Source organism: Gilliamella sp. HK2 (assembly GCF_001690265.1).
In the GTDB taxonomy this organism is placed as follows: Bacteria; Pseudomonadota; Gammaproteobacteria; order Enterobacterales; family Orbaceae; genus Gilliamella; species Gilliamella apicola_C.
On sequence record NZ_LZGV01000013.1, the window covers coordinates 74151 to 90310 of the forward strand.

Below are 16160 nucleotides of genomic sequence, written 5' to 3' on the forward strand. Positions count from 1 at the left end.
ATATATCGCTTTGCCTTTTGCTCGCTTGGTATTATTCTGGCTAATAAGTCGGTAAATTGTCGCAAATCTGCTTACTGGAGTTATTCCTCTTTTTCAAAAAGTAAATCTAAATTATGGGTAATTTGCATATTTGTTTCAATATAATATGCCCGTAATAAATGCTGTACATGGCATTCTGGTAATTTTTGGAGACATTCTCGGTACAACGTAAGTAATAGTAGATTGTTTTGGCAAATAAATTGATTATTATTGTTTAGATCTAAACTGGCTTCTTTTTCAGCGCCATTTAAATAAGCAAAAACATCATCAAGAGTATCTGATGTCCATGCTTTTAATTTTGCATTACGTTCATGAGCATAATGATAATTTCTGCTCCAAATCGCATTATCATCAGCTTCGTTTTTTGCTTTTGCGGCTAACATGACTAATTGCTGCGCATAATTTTGTTGCATAGTCTGCCTAAAACTAGCTGGTAAAGGGCTTTCTTCAATTGGGTAATAAGGTGGAATATTAAGCCCTGCTAGTGACGATACTGATTGATTCAAACTGCTATTCCTTATTTTAACTAATTATTATTATTAAATAATATCCGTATATTAATACGATATCCAATATACGAGTACCTTACTCACCTTATGCCAGTGAGTAAGTAAAATATAAATAAACTAAAGCCCATTGCGATGCGTTTTGTAAAAACAAATATATATTAAATCCTATACAGAACAAGATGGTTGATGTTGGCTTTGCTCCTTTAACCAAGCAATTTCTTGTGCCCAAATATCCGGATCAATGGTTTCCAATATAAGCGGAATTTCGTCAATTCTTGGATCTTGCATGATATATTTAAATGCTTCTTCGCCAATATTACCTTTGCCTAAGCTATGGTGGCGATCAACATGGCTGGCAAATTCACTTTTGGCATCGTTTAAATGCATACCTCGTAAATATTTGAAACCAACAATTTTTTCAAATTCGGCAAAGGTTTCTTGGCAAGCTTTTTCAGTACGGAGATCGTAACCTGCGGCAAAAGCATGGCAAGTATCAATGCAAACGCCCACTCGATTTTTGTCTTCTACTTGGTCAATGATTTGCGCTAAATGTTCAAATTTGTAGCCCAGATTAGAGCCCTGCCCTGCGGTATTTTCAATCACTGCCACAACGCTACTTGTTTTGTCTAGTGTCATGTTAATCGATTCGGCAATACGTGATAGACATTCATCAACCGATATTTGTTTTAGATCGCTTCCAGGGTGGAAATTCAGTAACGTTAAACCTAATTGTTCACAACGTTGCATTTCATCTAAAAATGCCGTGCGTGATTTTTCGAGCTGTTCACGATCAGGATGGCCTAAGTTAATTAAGTAGCTATCGTGCGGTAAAATTTGCTTGCTGGTAAAGCCATATTTTTCACAACGCTTTTTAAAGCTGTCGATAATTGCTGATTCAAGCGGTTTTGCGTGCCATTGTCGTTGATTTTTGGTAAATAGCGCAAATGCGGTTGCGCCAATTTGATAGGCATTAATTGGGGCGTTATCCACCCCACCTGCGGCACTGACATGTGCTCCAATATATTTCATTTTTTATCCTGAGAATGCTGTTTGTGTATGATTAGTGAATAATTAGTTAGTGCTACTATTGCGTTGTAGCTGATCACGTAAATTAGGTGGCACGCCTTTAATTACTAGCGTATCCGTTTGCGGATCCCATTTAACGCGTTCACCTAACAAATTCGAATCAAAACTTAATGTTAACCCACCGCCGCTACCCGAAAATTTTTTAAGCTGACGCAGTGCACTGCGATCAACGGGGAATGTTTCTTCTAAGTCATATTCGCTATTTTTAATAAATTCAACAAAATTATTTTCACCATTTGTTGGGAGCTCATTGGCTAGGTTTTTCAGCTCAATTTCTTCACCTGCTTGTAATTGTGCCTGACAGTAGTTGTAAACATTTTCGCGTGCGCTAGTTTTGTCTTGTTTATCAAATTGCATTTCTTGACAATAATCATCAACTGCTTTAACCAACGTTTTGTTTTGTGCTTTAGCATCTAAACCTTCACTAGCACCTAAATAGTCCATAAAAAAGTCAGACACTTTGCGCCCTACTCGTCCTTTTAAAAAAGTTAAGTACCGTTTTGAGTCAGCTTCGGTTTCCCACTCGGTAATGTCAACTCGAGCAATAATGTCAGCATGAGCGATATCGAGGTATTGCGTTTCGCTAATATCTAAGTCTTCATTAACTAGCATACTTAAACAGCTATTTAATACCGCAATAATCAGGTATTCAACCGCTAAATAGCGATACTGACAAAATACGACCGTGCCCCCTTCAGCAAAAGGATATTTAGCCAATTCGTTACGCAGTTGTTTGGTTGATTCCTGACTAAAATGTAAAAAGTCTTGATTACCCAGGCGTAACTCTTTTAGCGATTGCTCAAACAAGCTGTCGCTATTAAATAGCCCATAGGCTTTGCTTTTGTTGTTATAAATACGGTTGATATCTTCAATTAGATTAACAACCGCCTGCTCATTATTTAGCATTGAATCACGAAGTTGTAATTCGATTTCTGTATCACTTTTTCTAATTAATTTATGCAGTATGATCTTTTCTATCTGTACGCTCATTGGTGAGGTTCCTATTGGATCGCAATAATCATTAAGAGCGTTATTTTATCAAAGCGTTGAAAAAGTGCTATTAACAATTTACCAGTCTGTTAAACTAGCACAGTCAAATTGCATCAAATAGATACTAAAACGCATCATTACCTAAAATTTTTTGACAAGATTTAACCGCCATAATGGCAATGAATAAATTAGGGTAGTTGCTATAAACCACTGTCAGCAATAATTAAAAATAAGTAAAAATAGCAAACCGCGTTTATTATTTTGGTAATATAACCAACAAACTGGCATGAATAAATCATAACGAATTTCAATAATGATTATATTCTTTTAACTCAAACACATAGTTATCTGTAACTTCTGTACAATATTTAACAGCAGGAAATTAAAAGCAATGGCTCACTCTCTTGATGTTTATAACGATTTTAAAAATAAAAAAATTAGTGCATTATTTTGGCAATATGCACTGCCCGCTGTAATTGGAACCATTGTCAATACGCTTTATAACATTATTGACGGCATTTTTATTGGTCACTGGATTGGCCGTGAAGCATTGAGTGGTGCAGGGATCATTTTGCCAGTAATGAACCTAACGGCAGGCATCGGTATGCTAGTAGGCATTGGTTCTGCTAGCCGAATATCGATTTTTTTAGGTCGAGGCGAAAACGACAAGGCTGAAAAGGTTGCTGGCACATCGTTTATGCTAACCGCAGTTTTAAGTGGTTTTACTTTGGCGTTATTGCTCTATTTTGTTGATCCTGTTTTACATTTTGTTGGCTCTAGTGCAACCAATCATGTCTATGCCAGAGAGTTTTTAGAAGTTTATTTACCAGGTAGTATTTTTATTACGTTGACGTTTAATTACAATAATATGATGCGAGCCAGTGGTTATCCATTCAAAGCAATGGTAACTATGTTTATTAGTGTCATTGCCAATATTATTTTGGCACCTATTTTTATTATTGGCCTAGGTTGGGGAATGCGTGGCGCGGCTTTTGCAACCACATTATCGATGTTTATTAGCTTTTTATTTGTGATGCAACACTTTATCAGTAAAAACAGCAGTATTAAGCTATATCGGCGCAATTTCACCCTTAACTTAACCTATATTAAATCAATAATATCAATTGGAATGTCACCATTTGCCATGCAGGTGGCTGCCTCGATTGTGGTGGTATTTATTAATTGGCAACTAGTACATTATGCACCTTTATCTGAAGTTTCGAGCGATGATGCCATTGCGGGCTATTCAAATGCTAATAGGTTGATTACATTAATCATTATGGTTGTAATTGGTATCAATCAAGGTATGCAACCAATTATTGGTTATAATTATGGCTCCAAAAACTATCCACGTGTTAAAGCTACCTTTTTCTATGCGGTTAAAGTTGCCACGGTGATTACCAGTATTGGGTTTCTTCTTGGATTTTTTATCCCTGATATTTTAGTACGCGCTTTTAGTTCAGATGAGGACTTGGTCTCTACCTCAGCAATAGCGCTTCGATACACAACGCTTTCTTTTGCGTTTGTTGGCTTTCAAATGGTGACAACTAGCTTTTTTCAATGTATCGGTATGGCAAAAATTTCTATTTTGCTCAGCCTTTCCAGACAAATTTTAATTTTGTTGCCAACTCTTTACCTATTACCTCGTTTGTTTGATCTCAATGGCGTTTGGGCATCATCACCTATTGCGGATCTGTTATCGGCGGGAATCGCTTTGACTGTACTGATTTGGTATTTTAAATCGATAAGAAGTCGGCATTACCCAAAACAAGTTAATCAATAATATTTTCAAACAACAAGGGAGCATTACGCTCCCCATTTACTAAGATTCATACAATGTATCTGTTAAAGATCTCAATAATGAATCGGTTTTATCATCAACATAGGGGTCTTTAACCAATATTCTACTAGCAACATTAATCGCTATTTTTTAATTAATAATTGGGCTGGTTAAAATTTTTTAAAACCAATCAGTAAATAAAATAATCTCGTTAATTTTTCGTTATGTTTGATAATGACACCATTACCAAACAAATAAAAATAAGCAGCATTCCAATCCAACCGATTAGCGACAATGTTTCACCCACAATTAGCATGGCAAGGGTTGCTGCAATGACCGGTTCTAACAAGGTGATCGTAGTTGCCATACTGGCAGGTATTTTTGATAATCCATACCCATAACAAAGGTAACCTAAAAACATAGGTATTAATGCCATATAAAAGCCAACAGCAATATTATTCCATGAATCAAAAAAAACAGCGCCAGTGATTAACATCACCGGAATCAGTAATAATCCGCCACAACCAAAGGTAGCACCCATTGCCGCTTTACTGTTAACCTTTTTTAACATTAATTGCCGTGCTGTCCATGAATAAAGTGCATAAGTGAAACCGGCAACCAATCCCAATAAAATTCCCAAACTGATATGGTTATATTGAATTGTTGTTGCCGAATTGTCTGAAAAAACCAACATGATCATGCCGATAATCCCCAAGGCGGAACCGATAACCCATTGCTTAGTGGGTATAAAATCACGACTTCGGTATTCAATGATGGCGGATAAGATAGGCGCTGAACCTATGGAAACAGCCGTTCCAATAGTGACACCCGATAAATGCATAGACGAATAAAAAGCTAAAGGGTAAATAGCCACAGCTAATGCACCCACGATTAAAAACCGATAGTATGATCTTAATAAAGCACGGTTTTTGACGATGTAAGAAATGGCTAACCCACATTGCAATATTCCACCAATCCCCATTGCGAACGAACCAATAAATAAAGGCGATAACATAGGGGCAAAAGTCGCTGCTGTGCCTGTTGTACCCCATAATAGTGAAGCCAGTATAACGGCTAAAATACCTAAAGACTTGTTCATTAAATCACAAATTACTCATTATTTTGTACACACTTTTTTGTTGTTTAATCAAGATTGAATCCCATTTTATTCACTTTAATATCTCGCTCACAAGATTCATCTTCCACATCATTTTCATACGACTTTTTGAACCATTCATCTGCTTTTTCTTTGTCCTTTTGACGCCTTTACCTCGATAATACAACAAGCCAAGATTCCATTGTGCATTACGGCTATTCTAATGCAGCGGCTTTTTGATACCATTCAGCCGTTTTACGCTTATCTTGCTCAACACCTTCACCATGGGCTGTACATAAAACTTAAAACAAATTGTGCTTCTGGGTCTTTATCGGTAACTTTTTGATAATATTCAAACACCTTACGATAATCTTTCTCTACACCGTCGCCTGAATAATATAAGCTAACGATATTCATAGCGGCTTCAGTAACTCCTTGTGCTGACGCTTTTTCATACCACTCTATTGCTTTTTGTGCATCTTTCTCGACAGAATCCCCCTGGACATACCTAACACCTAAGTAAAATTGCGCTTCTGGACTATTTTCTTCTGCCGCTTTTTTGTATAACTCCTCAAAACTCATATCTTGAAAATTTTGAGCATAAGAAAGGGGTACCATACAGATAGACAATAAGAATAATATTATTAGCTTTTTCATATAAATTCCCTTTCTAACCAAAACAAACTTCTTTAATTATAAAAATAAAAGGAGGGAAAAAAGCGCGTAATTATATCGTACCTATATCCCCCCTATAACAATACCGCAGATAATACCAAGTGCATTATTTATTAACTAAATGATTACTCAATATTTTGTACCTGCTCACGTATTTGCTCAATCAACACTTTAAGTTCAATTGCGCTAGCTGTAACATCTGCATTAATTGATTTTGATGCAATAGTGTTCGATTCGCGATTAAATTCTTGCATCATAAAATCTAACCTACGTCCAATCGCTTCGTTTTTCTTCAAAATAGAATAGGTTTCTTTAACGTGTGTCATTAGTCGATCAAGTTCTTCGGCGACATCTATACGTTGAGCAAGCATCACTATCTCTTGTTCTAAGCGAGAATGGTCAAGTTCGATATTGGCTTCTTGCAATTTGCCTTTTAAACGTTCTTTTTGCCACTCTAGTATTTGAGGCATCCAATTGCGAATCTTATCAACTTCGATAGTAATAGCTTCTAAGCGTTTAACAATCAAATCGCTAAGTGCTTTACCCTCACGCTCACGCACGGTAATAAAATCATCAATCGCACTATCTAATAAGGCTATAATTTCTTGGGAAATCGCATCCAGATTTTGCTCTTTAGCCGATAAAACCCCCGGCCAACGTAACACATCAATAGGGTTAGTTTGCCCTGATTGATGTTCGGATTGCACCCAACTTGCTGCATTAAGTATTTGTTTAGCCAAATCTTTATTTAACAAGAGTTCTTGATGTTGCCCCGCAGGATCTAGCTCAAAACGTAAATTACATTCAATTTTTCCTCGAGTTAAACGACTCCGTAATTTTTCACGGATGATAGGCTCAAGTGAACGAAATTGTTCTGGCAAGCGAATGTAAGTTTCTAAATAACGTTGATTGACTGAACGTAGCTCCCAAGAAGCGGTTCCCCATGATTGACTTAATTCTTTTCTTGCATAGGCGGTCATACTGCAAATCATAATAACACCTTAAAATTATAAAAACTTGCTGGGCATTGTATCATATATTCTGTATAATGCGCTCTTAGCTTAGGCTAAACATTAACCCTATCTTGTTGATGTCCTCCTAAATAATGAGTTCAAAACGATATTTTTTAATTGTAACAATTGGAGAATTGCATGCGCCCGTCTGGTCGATCTGCGGAACAAATCCGCCCTATAAAAATAACCCGTCATTATACTAAGCATGCAGAAGGCTCTGTACTAGTTGAATTTGGTGAAACCAAAGTGCTTTGTAATGCCACTGTTGATGAAGGGGTACCACGTTTTCTAAAAGGCAAAAATCAAGGTTGGGTAACAGCCGAATACGGTATGTTACCACGAGCAACCAATTCACGTACGCAACGTGAAGCGGCTAAAGGCAAACAAACAGGTCGAACCATGGAAATTCAACGACTTATTGCCCGATCATTACGCGCAATGATCGATTTAGAATTATTAGGTGAATACACTATCACGCTAGATTGCGATGTTATTCAAGCCGATGGTGGTACAAGAACAGCATCAATTACTGGGGCTTGTGTTGCGCTGAACGATGCCATTAATAACATGGTTGCCGAAGGTAAAATTAAGCAAAACCCAATTAAATCTTTAGTTGCAGCTGTATCTGTCGGCATTGTAGATGGTCAAGCGCTTTGTGATTTGGAATATATAGAAGATTCAAATGCAGAAACCGATATGAATGTTGTAATGACAGATGACGGGCGAATTATTGAAATACAAGGCACCGCGGAAGGTGAACCATTTAGCCATGAAGAGCTGTTAACGTTATTAGGATTAGCAAAAAATGGGATAACCGCCATTATTGATGCACAAAAACAAGCCTTGAATGACTAAACAGCTAATTGGAGAAAACCGATGAAATCATATAAAAGTGAATTTATTGAATTTGCTTTAGATAGGCAAGCATTAAAATTTGGCGAGTTCACACTAAAATCGGGGAGAAAAAGCCCCTATTTCTTTAATGCTGGATTATTTAATACTGGCAAAGATCTGGCTTTATTAGGCCGTTTTTATGCAGCTGCGTTGATGGATGCCAACTTAGAATATGATGTCATTTTTGGTCCTGCTTATAAAGGTATTCCGATTGTTTCTTCAACCGTTGTTGCACTATCAGAACACCATAATGTCGATGTCCCTTATTGTTTTAATCGCAAAGAGGCTAAAGACCATGGCGAAGGTGGCAACCTAGTCGGCAGTTCAATTTATCAGCAACGGGTTATGCTAGTTGATGATGTTATTACCGCTGGTACAGCGATTCGTGAATCGATGAGAATATTAGAAGATAACCAATCTAAACTTGCTGGTGTACTAATTTGTTTAGACCGACAAGAAAAAGGTCGTGGTGAGCTATCAGCAATCCAAGAAATTAAACAAACTTATCATTGTGATGTGATTTCAATTATCACATTAGATGATTTGATCCAATACCTCTATCAATCCCCAGAGCGACAAGATCAAGTAAAACAAGTTGAAGCTTATCGGGCTGAGTATGGCATAAAATAATCACCATTCCTTTTTCTTTCCTTACAAAAAGCATCGTAAGATGCTTTTCATCATCACCTATCATGTCTTTATTAATATCGCATTTTTCATAATAAAAAATGCTATTTTTAGAAAAAAAGATTTTTACCTAATGTTAAATAAAAATAGCTGTGATATAACAATATGGCAACATTAATTCTCATAATTAGGAGTGAATCATGTCATACCATACAAGTAATGAAGAACACGCTATAGAGATCGTTAATATTGCTTCATTAGAAGCATTAGTTAAAGCAAGAATGGAAGCTGGTGCTTTTGGTTATATCCGCGGTGGTGCAGAAGATGAGTGGACGATGAGAGAAAACACTTTATCTTTTAATCGCAAAAAAATTGTTCCCCGAGTATTACAAGGGGTTGATCATGCCGATTTAACAACAAAATTATGGGATATCCCACTAAAAACCCCAATTATTCAATCACCATCAGCCGCACAAGGTTTAGCTCACGAAAAAGGCGAAATGGATACAGCTAAAGGAGTTGCCGCTGCGGGTTCTATTTTCTCCATTAGTACTTATGCCAATACCTCCATTGAAGAAGCTGCCAGTGCTGCTCCTAATGTACCGTATTTTTTCCAACTTTATATGAGTAAAGATGATGGTTTCAACCGTTTTATTGTTGATAAAGCAGTTAAAGCTGGTGCAAAAGCAATTATCTTAACAGTTGATTCAACGTTAGGCGGATATCGTGAAGAAGATATTATCAATAAATTCCAATTCCCTCTTCCTATGAAAAATTTAAGCGCTTATAGCCAATCAAGTGGTAACGGTGATGGTTCAGGTAAAGGCATTAGCGAAATTTATGCAGCAGCTAAACAAGGTATAATGCCATCTGATATTCAAAAAATCAAAGAGATGGCCAAGTTACCTGTTATTGTCAAAGGCATTCAATCGCCAGAAGACGCCGCCATCGCAATATCTGCCGGTGCAGACGGAATTTGGGTATCTAACCATGGTGGGCGTCAATTAGACGGTGGCCCAGCCTCATTTGACGTATTACCAAGCATTGCCGCAGTAGTTGCCAAACGGGTACCGATTATTTTTGATAGTGGCGTTCGCCGTGGTGAACATGTATTTAAAGCCTTAGCAAGCGGTGCTGATCTTGTTGCTATTGGGCGCCCTATTCTTTATGGACTAAATTTAGGTGGCGCAGAAGGTGTTAAATCCGTTTTTGATCATCTCAATAAAGAACTGTCTATTACCATGCAATTAGCTGGCACAAAAACGATCGAAGATATTAAAAATACCCCATTAATTTAATGGTAGAAATTACTCGCATCGCGCGCCGTACTTAAAAAACGACGGCGATGAATATACATAAAACAAAATTATCGCCATATTATCAACAAGTGATATGGCGATAATACCCTAAAAAACCCTCGCCATTAATTTGGCTAAACGAATTATGGATAAATTATCCAACCATTGATAACCCCAAAAGACCTAATCAAGCATTAACTAACATAATACCCATTGCATATATTACACAAAAACAGGCAACGTAATTTTTACATGGTTGTATGATCATTATGAATATATTTACACAACTGTCATATTTTAAGTTATTTTTTTGTAAAAAATATTCAGGATTCTATACCGTTTCGAAATAAATAAAAACTTACAGTATCTGATTTGTTAATAACATATGATAACCATGGTATTAATCAAATTTGACAAAATCCCCCTCCTTGCCCACAAACGAATAAAACAGCCCAAAGCGATAGATATTTCATGGAGATATGGCAAAAACAACAAATAACTAGCGCCTCATAACGTTGCCAACGATCTATTCGCTTTTATCATACGGTAATACTGCGTAAAGTATTTTTCAACAAAACAGCTTATCGTTATTAGGAGATCACTTTAATCATAAGATGCAAACAATGTAAATAATGCCTACAACTAACCCACGATATTAAATTAGATATTGCAAACCGCATAAAAAAAGTGTAATTTTTGTACTTAATTTTAGTTAAAAATGTTGATGATTTTAATAAACATTAAAAATATTTTTTACACTATAACATTGGATAAATTCGAGCAACAAGTAAATGTAAGGATGATAAAGTTGTTGGCATGTCAACTCCCTCCATTATGTAACATCATATTCATTAATTTGGGTGCTTTTATACACAATAAATCTTATTATTTTATCCTACGGTTAGGTTTATTAATTAATAAATATTACCTTAATAGCATGCTTATCACTTCAATGTTAATCATAATCTTATTAACAATACCTTAAATCCAATAAGTATTCATAAACTAAAGTGGTTAAATAACTCACATTAATCTGAGTTAAAAAAGGAGCATAAAGGAGAAAACATGGCAAATCTGGAAAACTTAGTTAATTTAATATTAGCCGCAAAAATTAAACAAAACAATTCAGGCAAACGATGCCCAAAATGCCAAGAAAAAGAAGGCGACTTAATTGTACTACCAACTCGCTTGTCAATTTCTGGTTTCACAGGTAAAAACACAACACTTCGTGATCTGAAGGCAGACATTGAACTGCCGCCTTTACCTAATTTTGCTCAAAACATGGTATCGAATTTACCCTTGGAACACTCAAAATATTGCATACAAATGTTAAGGCAAGGCTATTTATATGTCCTTGTCGATTACAAAAATGGCGAAAAAAAGTGGCGCGCTTTTACTTCAAGCCCGTCTGGTTGCTTAATTGAACATGACAATATGGACTCTATACCCAACACGCCGCCAACCTATAGCTGTAACATTGACACAGACGGAGTCGATGCATCTTACATTAGTTTCAAAAACAGTAAAGAAATCTTTAAAATTCATTTTGTATTTAGTCCTAACAAAATAACCGATGAAAAGTTAGCGTTTTATCAAACCACACCTGAATTTGAATTAAATGGCGTAACACCAGATCAAATCCGTAGTAGCCAAAAATCCATAAAAGACGACGACCTACTATCCAATATTTTAGAATTTTCAACTGCGATAAAAATAGCCGAACAAGAATCATTTTTACAGAGTAAAAGCCCCTACGATTTTAAAACAGGCGAACGAGACCACGCACGCCGGCAATTACAATTAATACAAGATATTTACGAACAACGCACTTTTTTTGCTGATAAAAATATCATGCAATACTATTTTCGCTATTTATCGCTTTATAAAAAATTAAAAGCGCGTCAAGGTGCTGCAATTGTGGTACTCGATGCTATCGGCATAACCCAGAGTTTAAACAGTCGACGTCATCAAGCCATTGAAAAAATACTGAAACCCTGGATGGAAAAAACAGATGAAGAAGGAATATCCAATGAACACCGCTTAATTATTTTAAGACAGCTATTAGGATTAAAACAGTCGTTTCATCAACACCGAGTCAGGCAATTAATCAAGCATAATAAAAAATGGGAAAAATTTTCAACCTGGGGAAATGACAAAATCACTATCCCTTCTATTCGTGATATGGCAAATGACACAAGAAGAGAAATCTTTCAAAAAGCCGAAGAAGGAATACTAGAACAACAAACTGAAGAACTATCTAAAGAAGAGTTTGAAAAATTTTATTGGGATCGCCTATCTCAAGAAAAATTGGACAAATTTGAAAAAAAATTTAATGAACTCAATCAAAAAGCGGAAGAGCTGGCAGAAAAGCGTGCTGATGATTACATAAAATGGTTAAAATCCAGCAAATTACTTTTAGCATTAGATTTATATGATAGCACTCACCCCATAGATGGCATTATGTTTCAATTACAAATGAGTGTTTGCATGTGTGGAGCAAGCAGTTCACAAAAAATTAGGCAAATTTTTGATAAATGGTGGCTTGAGCCTAAAATAACCCGAACCAACTTATGTATGCGCACCTATCTGTATAACGATAAAAGTTTAATTGATGATATTAACGAATATCTCGATATCCAACAAAACATCGCTAACAACAAATCTAGTGATGATAACAGACAAATGCCTGATGTCGATAAAGCCATTAGCTTACTAAATAAATTAGCCGATCATGTTAATCAAACCGATCGAATAGTAGAGATGATGGCAAAGCGTGGCTATCCAATAGCATTATTATCAGTTACTTTTGCTGATTTAGTCAGAAGCTTTTTAAGGGTAACCACCCAAAAATTTGACCAAATGATTCAAAACCGTTTAGGTAATTTAATTATAGCAAGTATTCAAACAAAAGCGTTTGAAATGTATGAATTAGGCTATAATATTAATGGACATACATTTAAAGCCTTACCCAAACGAGGTGCTCCGCAAATAGCACATGTCGCTCGTAACAATTTTACCAATGCCGATTTAGTTAATACTAAAATTGCCATGATGATATTTGCATTTAGTGGCTACGAAGCCGCGAAAAAATTAATAAATGGTCAATGGAACAACTCACGTGAAGTTGCCGAATTAACCGCATCACTGATGGGAAGCACAGCCGCAGGGGCACAAATATTTACCAGCGCAATACAATGCTGTATCGAAAAAAACCCGAGATCAAAAACCGCAACCGTAACATATAATGCCTTTGGTCGATTCTTTTTATGGTCAGCGAGTTTATCATCGATTGCGGGGGGGATATCGGGTGTATTGGATATTACGGATATGGTAAAAGCAATTAAAAAGCATAGTACAGGCATTGCAATAGCTTATTTTGCTAGAGGTCTAGCAACCATAGCGCTAAGTATGTCCCAATTTGTGGTTGTTTTAGGCACTCTCGTGCCATGGTTTAATAATATTATCACAACAAGCATAGAGCGTACCATTTGGGTAAAATTAGCCGAAGTAGGGTTAACCCTTGGTCGATTGGCTATTGGCGCTCAAGCCGCAGCAGGGTTGGCTTACGTTATTTTTTACGCTTCAGTAATTGTTGTTGTGGTTAGCGTATGTTTAATTATTTTTGATGATAACGCCATGCAAAAATGGTTTGACCGTTGCTGTTTTAGTAAAAAACTTGAACGTGAAAAATTTGCTGACTTAGGCGAAGAATTAACCAAGTGGCATCAAGCACTACAGGAGACTTTTTAATATGTACGTTGGTGAATTTTTATTATGGTTTGGTAGCGCCATAAAAGCCGAAACTCGCAAAAAATTAAAAATGGGCTATACCAATGGCGATATGACGCTAAAAGAAGTCCAAAAAGACTACACCCAAGAATCCGTCAGCAATAATCCCAGACCAATAGGACCTTACTACGCCTATAATAATCGCTATTTAGAGATCCGTGGTGGTATGTTTGAAAATTTTCGGGGAGTTCTCTCTTGGATATCATTACTTATTTTTTTAATACCATATAGTGCAGGTTATGCAGCTTCATATATCATATTAGATCTTAATAACTATAAACCTGAGGAAATAGCATCAGGAATATTCGCAATAATATTCTTTTCAATTATTTTTTTAATTTTGGCTTATTTATGTATCCGCTATTTCCGCTATATTTACCGCTTTGAACTATTTACCCTCCGCCATATTCGGGTACGGTTTAATCGAATCACAAGGCAAGTATATATTCAACGCCCTAAATATTGCGGTGGCACAGTGGTATTTAAGTGGGAGCATATTATGCCCGCTAACTTTGGCGAAACTGGCTCAGACATGGGTGGCACCAATATGGTTAATCTAATGACCTTTCATCCTTATAAAACCGGTTTCCCTGTTGCCCAATCGGTCGGCATTGGCAAAAACACCTATAATCCTCAAGACTATAAAGACGAATGGGAATTTATCCGCCGTTATATGGAGCACGGACCCGACAACTTGCCAAAACCACGCCTAAGCACCCATTTACCCATGCCCTTTCATGGTTTTGAAGGACATATCAAACCTATGATTCATGCAGCTAAAAATGCCCCAACAGTCTGGGTGTATTTACTGCTTATCCCTGTATTTTTAATCTTACCCCCCTTTTATACCGTGGGCTACTTTATTTCTGAGTGCCTGTGCTGGCAACCTCGATGGCCAAAAGTCATTCGCCAAGCTGGTCAAATGGGCAAACCTATTCCCAAAGAAACCACCTTAGCAGACTATCCCCCTAAGGTACAACAAGCCCTATTAGATAGCCGTTTAGAATGGGGCGTGCGTGACGAAAACACAGGAAAGCGAGTTGATTATGGTAATTCATAATATAAAAGCACTTTTGAAAATAATAACAACAGGATGTAAAACCGATGTACATTGGTGAATTTTTATTATGGTTTGGTAGCGCCATAAAAACCGAAACCCGCAAAAAATTAAAAATGGGCTATACCAATGGCGATATGACGCTAAAAGAAGTCCAAAAAAACTACACCCAAGAATCCGTCAGCAATAATCCCAGACCAATAGGACCTTACTACGCCTATAATAATCGCTACTTAGAGATCCGTGGCGGTATGTTTGAAAATTTTCGGGGGATTCTGACTTGGATTAGCTTACTTATATTTTGGGTTATTTATTCTAGTTGGGATTTGGGATTTGGAATAGCTTTAGACTTATATAATCATAAAAGTGATAATATTGGTTCAGGAATATTCGCAATAATCTTTTTTGCAACTATCTTTTTAATACTTACCTATTTATGCATTCGCTATTTCCGCTATATTTACCGTTTTGAACTATTTACCCTCCGCCATATTCGGGTACGGTTTAATCGAATCACAAGGCAAGTATATATTCAACGCCCTAAATATTGCGGTGGCACAGTGGTATTTAAGTGGGAACATATTATGCCCGCTAACTTTGGCGAAACTGGCTCAGACATGGGGGGCTCCAATATGGTTAATCTAATGACCTTTCATCCTTATAAAACCGGTTTCCCTGTTGCCCAATCGGTCGGCATTGGCAAAAACACCTATAATCCTCAAGACTATAAAGACGAATGGGAATTTATCCGCCGTTATATGGAGCACGGTCCCGACAACTTGCCAAAACCACGCCTAAGCACCCATTTACCCATACCCTTTCATGGTTTTGAGGGACATATCAAACCTATGATTCATGCAGCTAAAAATGCCCCAACAGTCTGGGTGTATTTACTGCTTATCCCTGTATTTTTAATCTTACTCCCCTTTTACACCGTGGGCTACTTTATTTCTGAGTGCCTGTGCTGGCAACCTCGATGGCCAAAAGTCATTCGCCAAGCTGGTCAAATGGGCAAACCTATTCCCAAAGAAACCACCTTAGCAGACTATCCCCCTAAGGTACAACAAGCCCTATTAGATAGCCGTTTGGAATGGGGCGTGCGTGATGAAAACACAGGAAAGCGAGTTGATTATGGTAATTCATAATATAAAGTTATAGCAGAACAAACTTTCTAAACTGCCTACACGGCAGTGAATATACCAACTTAATTTTACCTGCTGTTGGACAGTTTCTAAACTGTCTACACAGCAGATAAAAAGCTAATATACTATCAATTTTGTATGCAAAAAGGCAAATAGTGATTTGGG

At 36.9% G+C, this 16160-nt stretch carries 13 protein-coding genes; 7 read left to right on the forward strand and 6 right to left on the reverse strand.

Features of this window, described 5'->3' with window-relative positions; all coding sequences use genetic code 11:
* Nucleotides 1–80: 80 nt before the first annotated feature.
* The 3 genes from A9G45_RS00775 to yejK form a co-directional block, all read right to left on the reverse strand.
* Nucleotides 81–545, reverse strand: coding sequence for a hypothetical protein (locus A9G45_RS00775; RefSeq protein WP_065568496.1), 465 nt, complete (start codon nucleotides 543–545; stop codon nucleotides 81–83).
* A gap of 168 nt (nucleotides 546–713) precedes the next feature.
* The gene (gene nfo / locus A9G45_RS00780; protein ID WP_065568495.1) at nucleotides 714–1577 is read right to left on the reverse strand and encodes a deoxyribonuclease IV; all 864 of its coding nucleotides are present in this window, start codon (nucleotides 1575–1577) and stop codon (nucleotides 714–716) included.
* A 42-nt stretch (nucleotides 1578–1619) separates the two neighbouring features.
* On the reverse strand, nucleotides 1620–2624 hold the full coding sequence (gene yejK, locus A9G45_RS00785) for a nucleoid-associated protein YejK (protein WP_065568494.1): 1005 nt from the start codon (nucleotides 2622–2624) through the stop codon (nucleotides 1620–1622).
* Between the two features lie 391 nt (nucleotides 2625–3015).
* On the opposite strand from yejK, the gene A9G45_RS00790 reads away from it, so the two are divergent.
* A complete protein-coding gene (locus A9G45_RS00790) occupies nucleotides 3016–4407 on the forward strand; it encodes an MATE family efflux transporter (protein WP_065568493.1) in 1392 nt (463 codons plus the stop codon).
* Between the two features lie 208 nt (nucleotides 4408–4615).
* Here A9G45_RS00790 and A9G45_RS00795 read toward each other — a convergent pair whose 3' ends face one another.
* The 3 genes from A9G45_RS00795 to A9G45_RS00805 all read right to left on the reverse strand — a co-directional run bounded on the left by A9G45_RS00795 (nucleotide 4616) and on the right by A9G45_RS00805 (nucleotide 7167).
* A complete protein-coding gene (locus A9G45_RS00795; RefSeq protein WP_065568492.1) occupies nucleotides 4616–5503 on the reverse strand; it encodes a DMT family transporter in 888 nt (295 codons plus the stop codon).
* A gap of 276 nt (nucleotides 5504–5779) precedes the next feature.
* Nucleotides 5780–6157 carry a tetratricopeptide repeat protein gene (locus A9G45_RS00800; protein WP_065568491.1) on the reverse strand — a complete coding sequence of 126 codons (378 nt, stop codon included), beginning with the start codon at nucleotides 6155–6157 and terminating at the stop codon, nucleotides 5780–5782.
* A gap of 143 nt (nucleotides 6158–6300) precedes the next feature.
* Nucleotides 6301–7167 (reverse strand): YicC/YloC family endoribonuclease, encoded by an 867-nt coding sequence (locus tag A9G45_RS00805; RefSeq protein WP_065568490.1) that lies wholly within the window; start codon nucleotides 7165–7167, stop codon nucleotides 6301–6303.
* A gap of 159 nt (nucleotides 7168–7326) precedes the next feature.
* Between A9G45_RS00805 and rph the strand changes: the two genes are divergently transcribed.
* From rph to A9G45_RS00835, 6 genes are all read left to right on the forward strand, one after another.
* Nucleotides 7327–8043, forward strand: coding sequence for a ribonuclease PH (rph, locus tag A9G45_RS00810; protein WP_065568489.1), 717 nt, complete (start codon nucleotides 7327–7329; stop codon nucleotides 8041–8043).
* Between the two features lie 21 nt (nucleotides 8044–8064).
* Complete coding sequence (pyrE, locus tag A9G45_RS00815) at nucleotides 8065–8712, forward strand: orotate phosphoribosyltransferase (RefSeq protein ID WP_065568488.1); 648 nt, start codon at nucleotides 8065–8067, stop codon at nucleotides 8710–8712.
* A 197-nt stretch (nucleotides 8713–8909) separates the two neighbouring features.
* Nucleotides 8910–10007 (forward strand): lactate oxidase, encoded by a 1098-nt coding sequence (locus A9G45_RS00820; RefSeq protein WP_065568487.1) that lies wholly within the window; start codon nucleotides 8910–8912, stop codon nucleotides 10005–10007.
* Between the two features lie 1065 nt (nucleotides 10008–11072).
* A complete protein-coding gene (locus A9G45_RS00825) occupies nucleotides 11073–13757 on the forward strand; it encodes a T6SS effector BTH_I2691 family protein (protein ID WP_065568486.1) in 2685 nt (894 codons plus the stop codon).
* A 1-nt stretch (nucleotide 13758) separates the two neighbouring features.
* A complete protein-coding gene (locus tag A9G45_RS00830; RefSeq protein WP_065568485.1) occupies nucleotides 13759–14856 on the forward strand; it encodes a DUF6708 domain-containing protein in 1098 nt (365 codons plus the stop codon).
* Nucleotides 14857–14900: 44 nt separating this feature from the next.
* Nucleotides 14901–15998, forward strand: a complete 1098-nt coding sequence (locus tag A9G45_RS00835) for a DUF6708 domain-containing protein (RefSeq protein ID WP_065568484.1) — start codon at nucleotides 14901–14903, stop codon at nucleotides 15996–15998.
* Nucleotides 15999–16160 lie beyond the last annotated feature (162 nt).

What these genes read in the sequence shown, in the direction of transcription:
- nfo (WP_065568495.1), bottom strand. Translation starts at nt 1,577, where the DNA reads ATGAAATATATTGGAGCACATGTCAGTGCCGCAGGTGGGGTGGATAAC.
- A9G45_RS00830 (WP_065568485.1), top strand. Translation starts at nt 13,759, where the DNA reads ATGTACGTTGGTGAATTTTTATTATGGTTTGGTAGCGCCATAAAAGCC.
- A9G45_RS00795 (WP_065568492.1), bottom strand. Translation starts at nt 5,503, where the DNA reads ATGAACAAGTCTTTAGGTATTTTAGCCGTTATACTGGCTTCACTATTA.
- rph (WP_065568489.1), top strand. Translation starts at nt 7,327, where the DNA reads ATGCGCCCGTCTGGTCGATCTGCGGAACAAATCCGCCCTATAAAAATA.
- pyrE (WP_065568488.1), top strand. Translation starts at nt 8,065, where the DNA reads ATGAAATCATATAAAAGTGAATTTATTGAATTTGCTTTAGATAGGCAA.
- A9G45_RS00825 (WP_065568486.1), top strand. Translation starts at nt 11,073, where the DNA reads ATGGCAAATCTGGAAAACTTAGTTAATTTAATATTAGCCGCAAAAATT.
- A9G45_RS00835 (WP_065568484.1), top strand. Translation starts at nt 14,901, where the DNA reads ATGTACATTGGTGAATTTTTATTATGGTTTGGTAGCGCCATAAAAACC.
- A9G45_RS00790 (WP_065568493.1), top strand. Translation starts at nt 3,016, where the DNA reads ATGGCTCACTCTCTTGATGTTTATAACGATTTTAAAAATAAAAAAATT.
- A9G45_RS00805 (WP_065568490.1), bottom strand. Translation starts at nt 7,167, where the DNA reads ATGATTTGCAGTATGACCGCCTATGCAAGAAAAGAATTAAGTCAATCA.
- A9G45_RS00800 (WP_065568491.1), bottom strand. Translation starts at nt 6,157, where the DNA reads ATGAAAAAGCTAATAATATTATTCTTATTGTCTATCTGTATGGTACCC.
- A9G45_RS00820 (WP_065568487.1), top strand. Translation starts at nt 8,910, where the DNA reads ATGTCATACCATACAAGTAATGAAGAACACGCTATAGAGATCGTTAAT.
- yejK (WP_065568494.1), bottom strand. Translation starts at nt 2,624, where the DNA reads ATGAGCGTACAGATAGAAAAGATCATACTGCATAAATTAATTAGAAAA.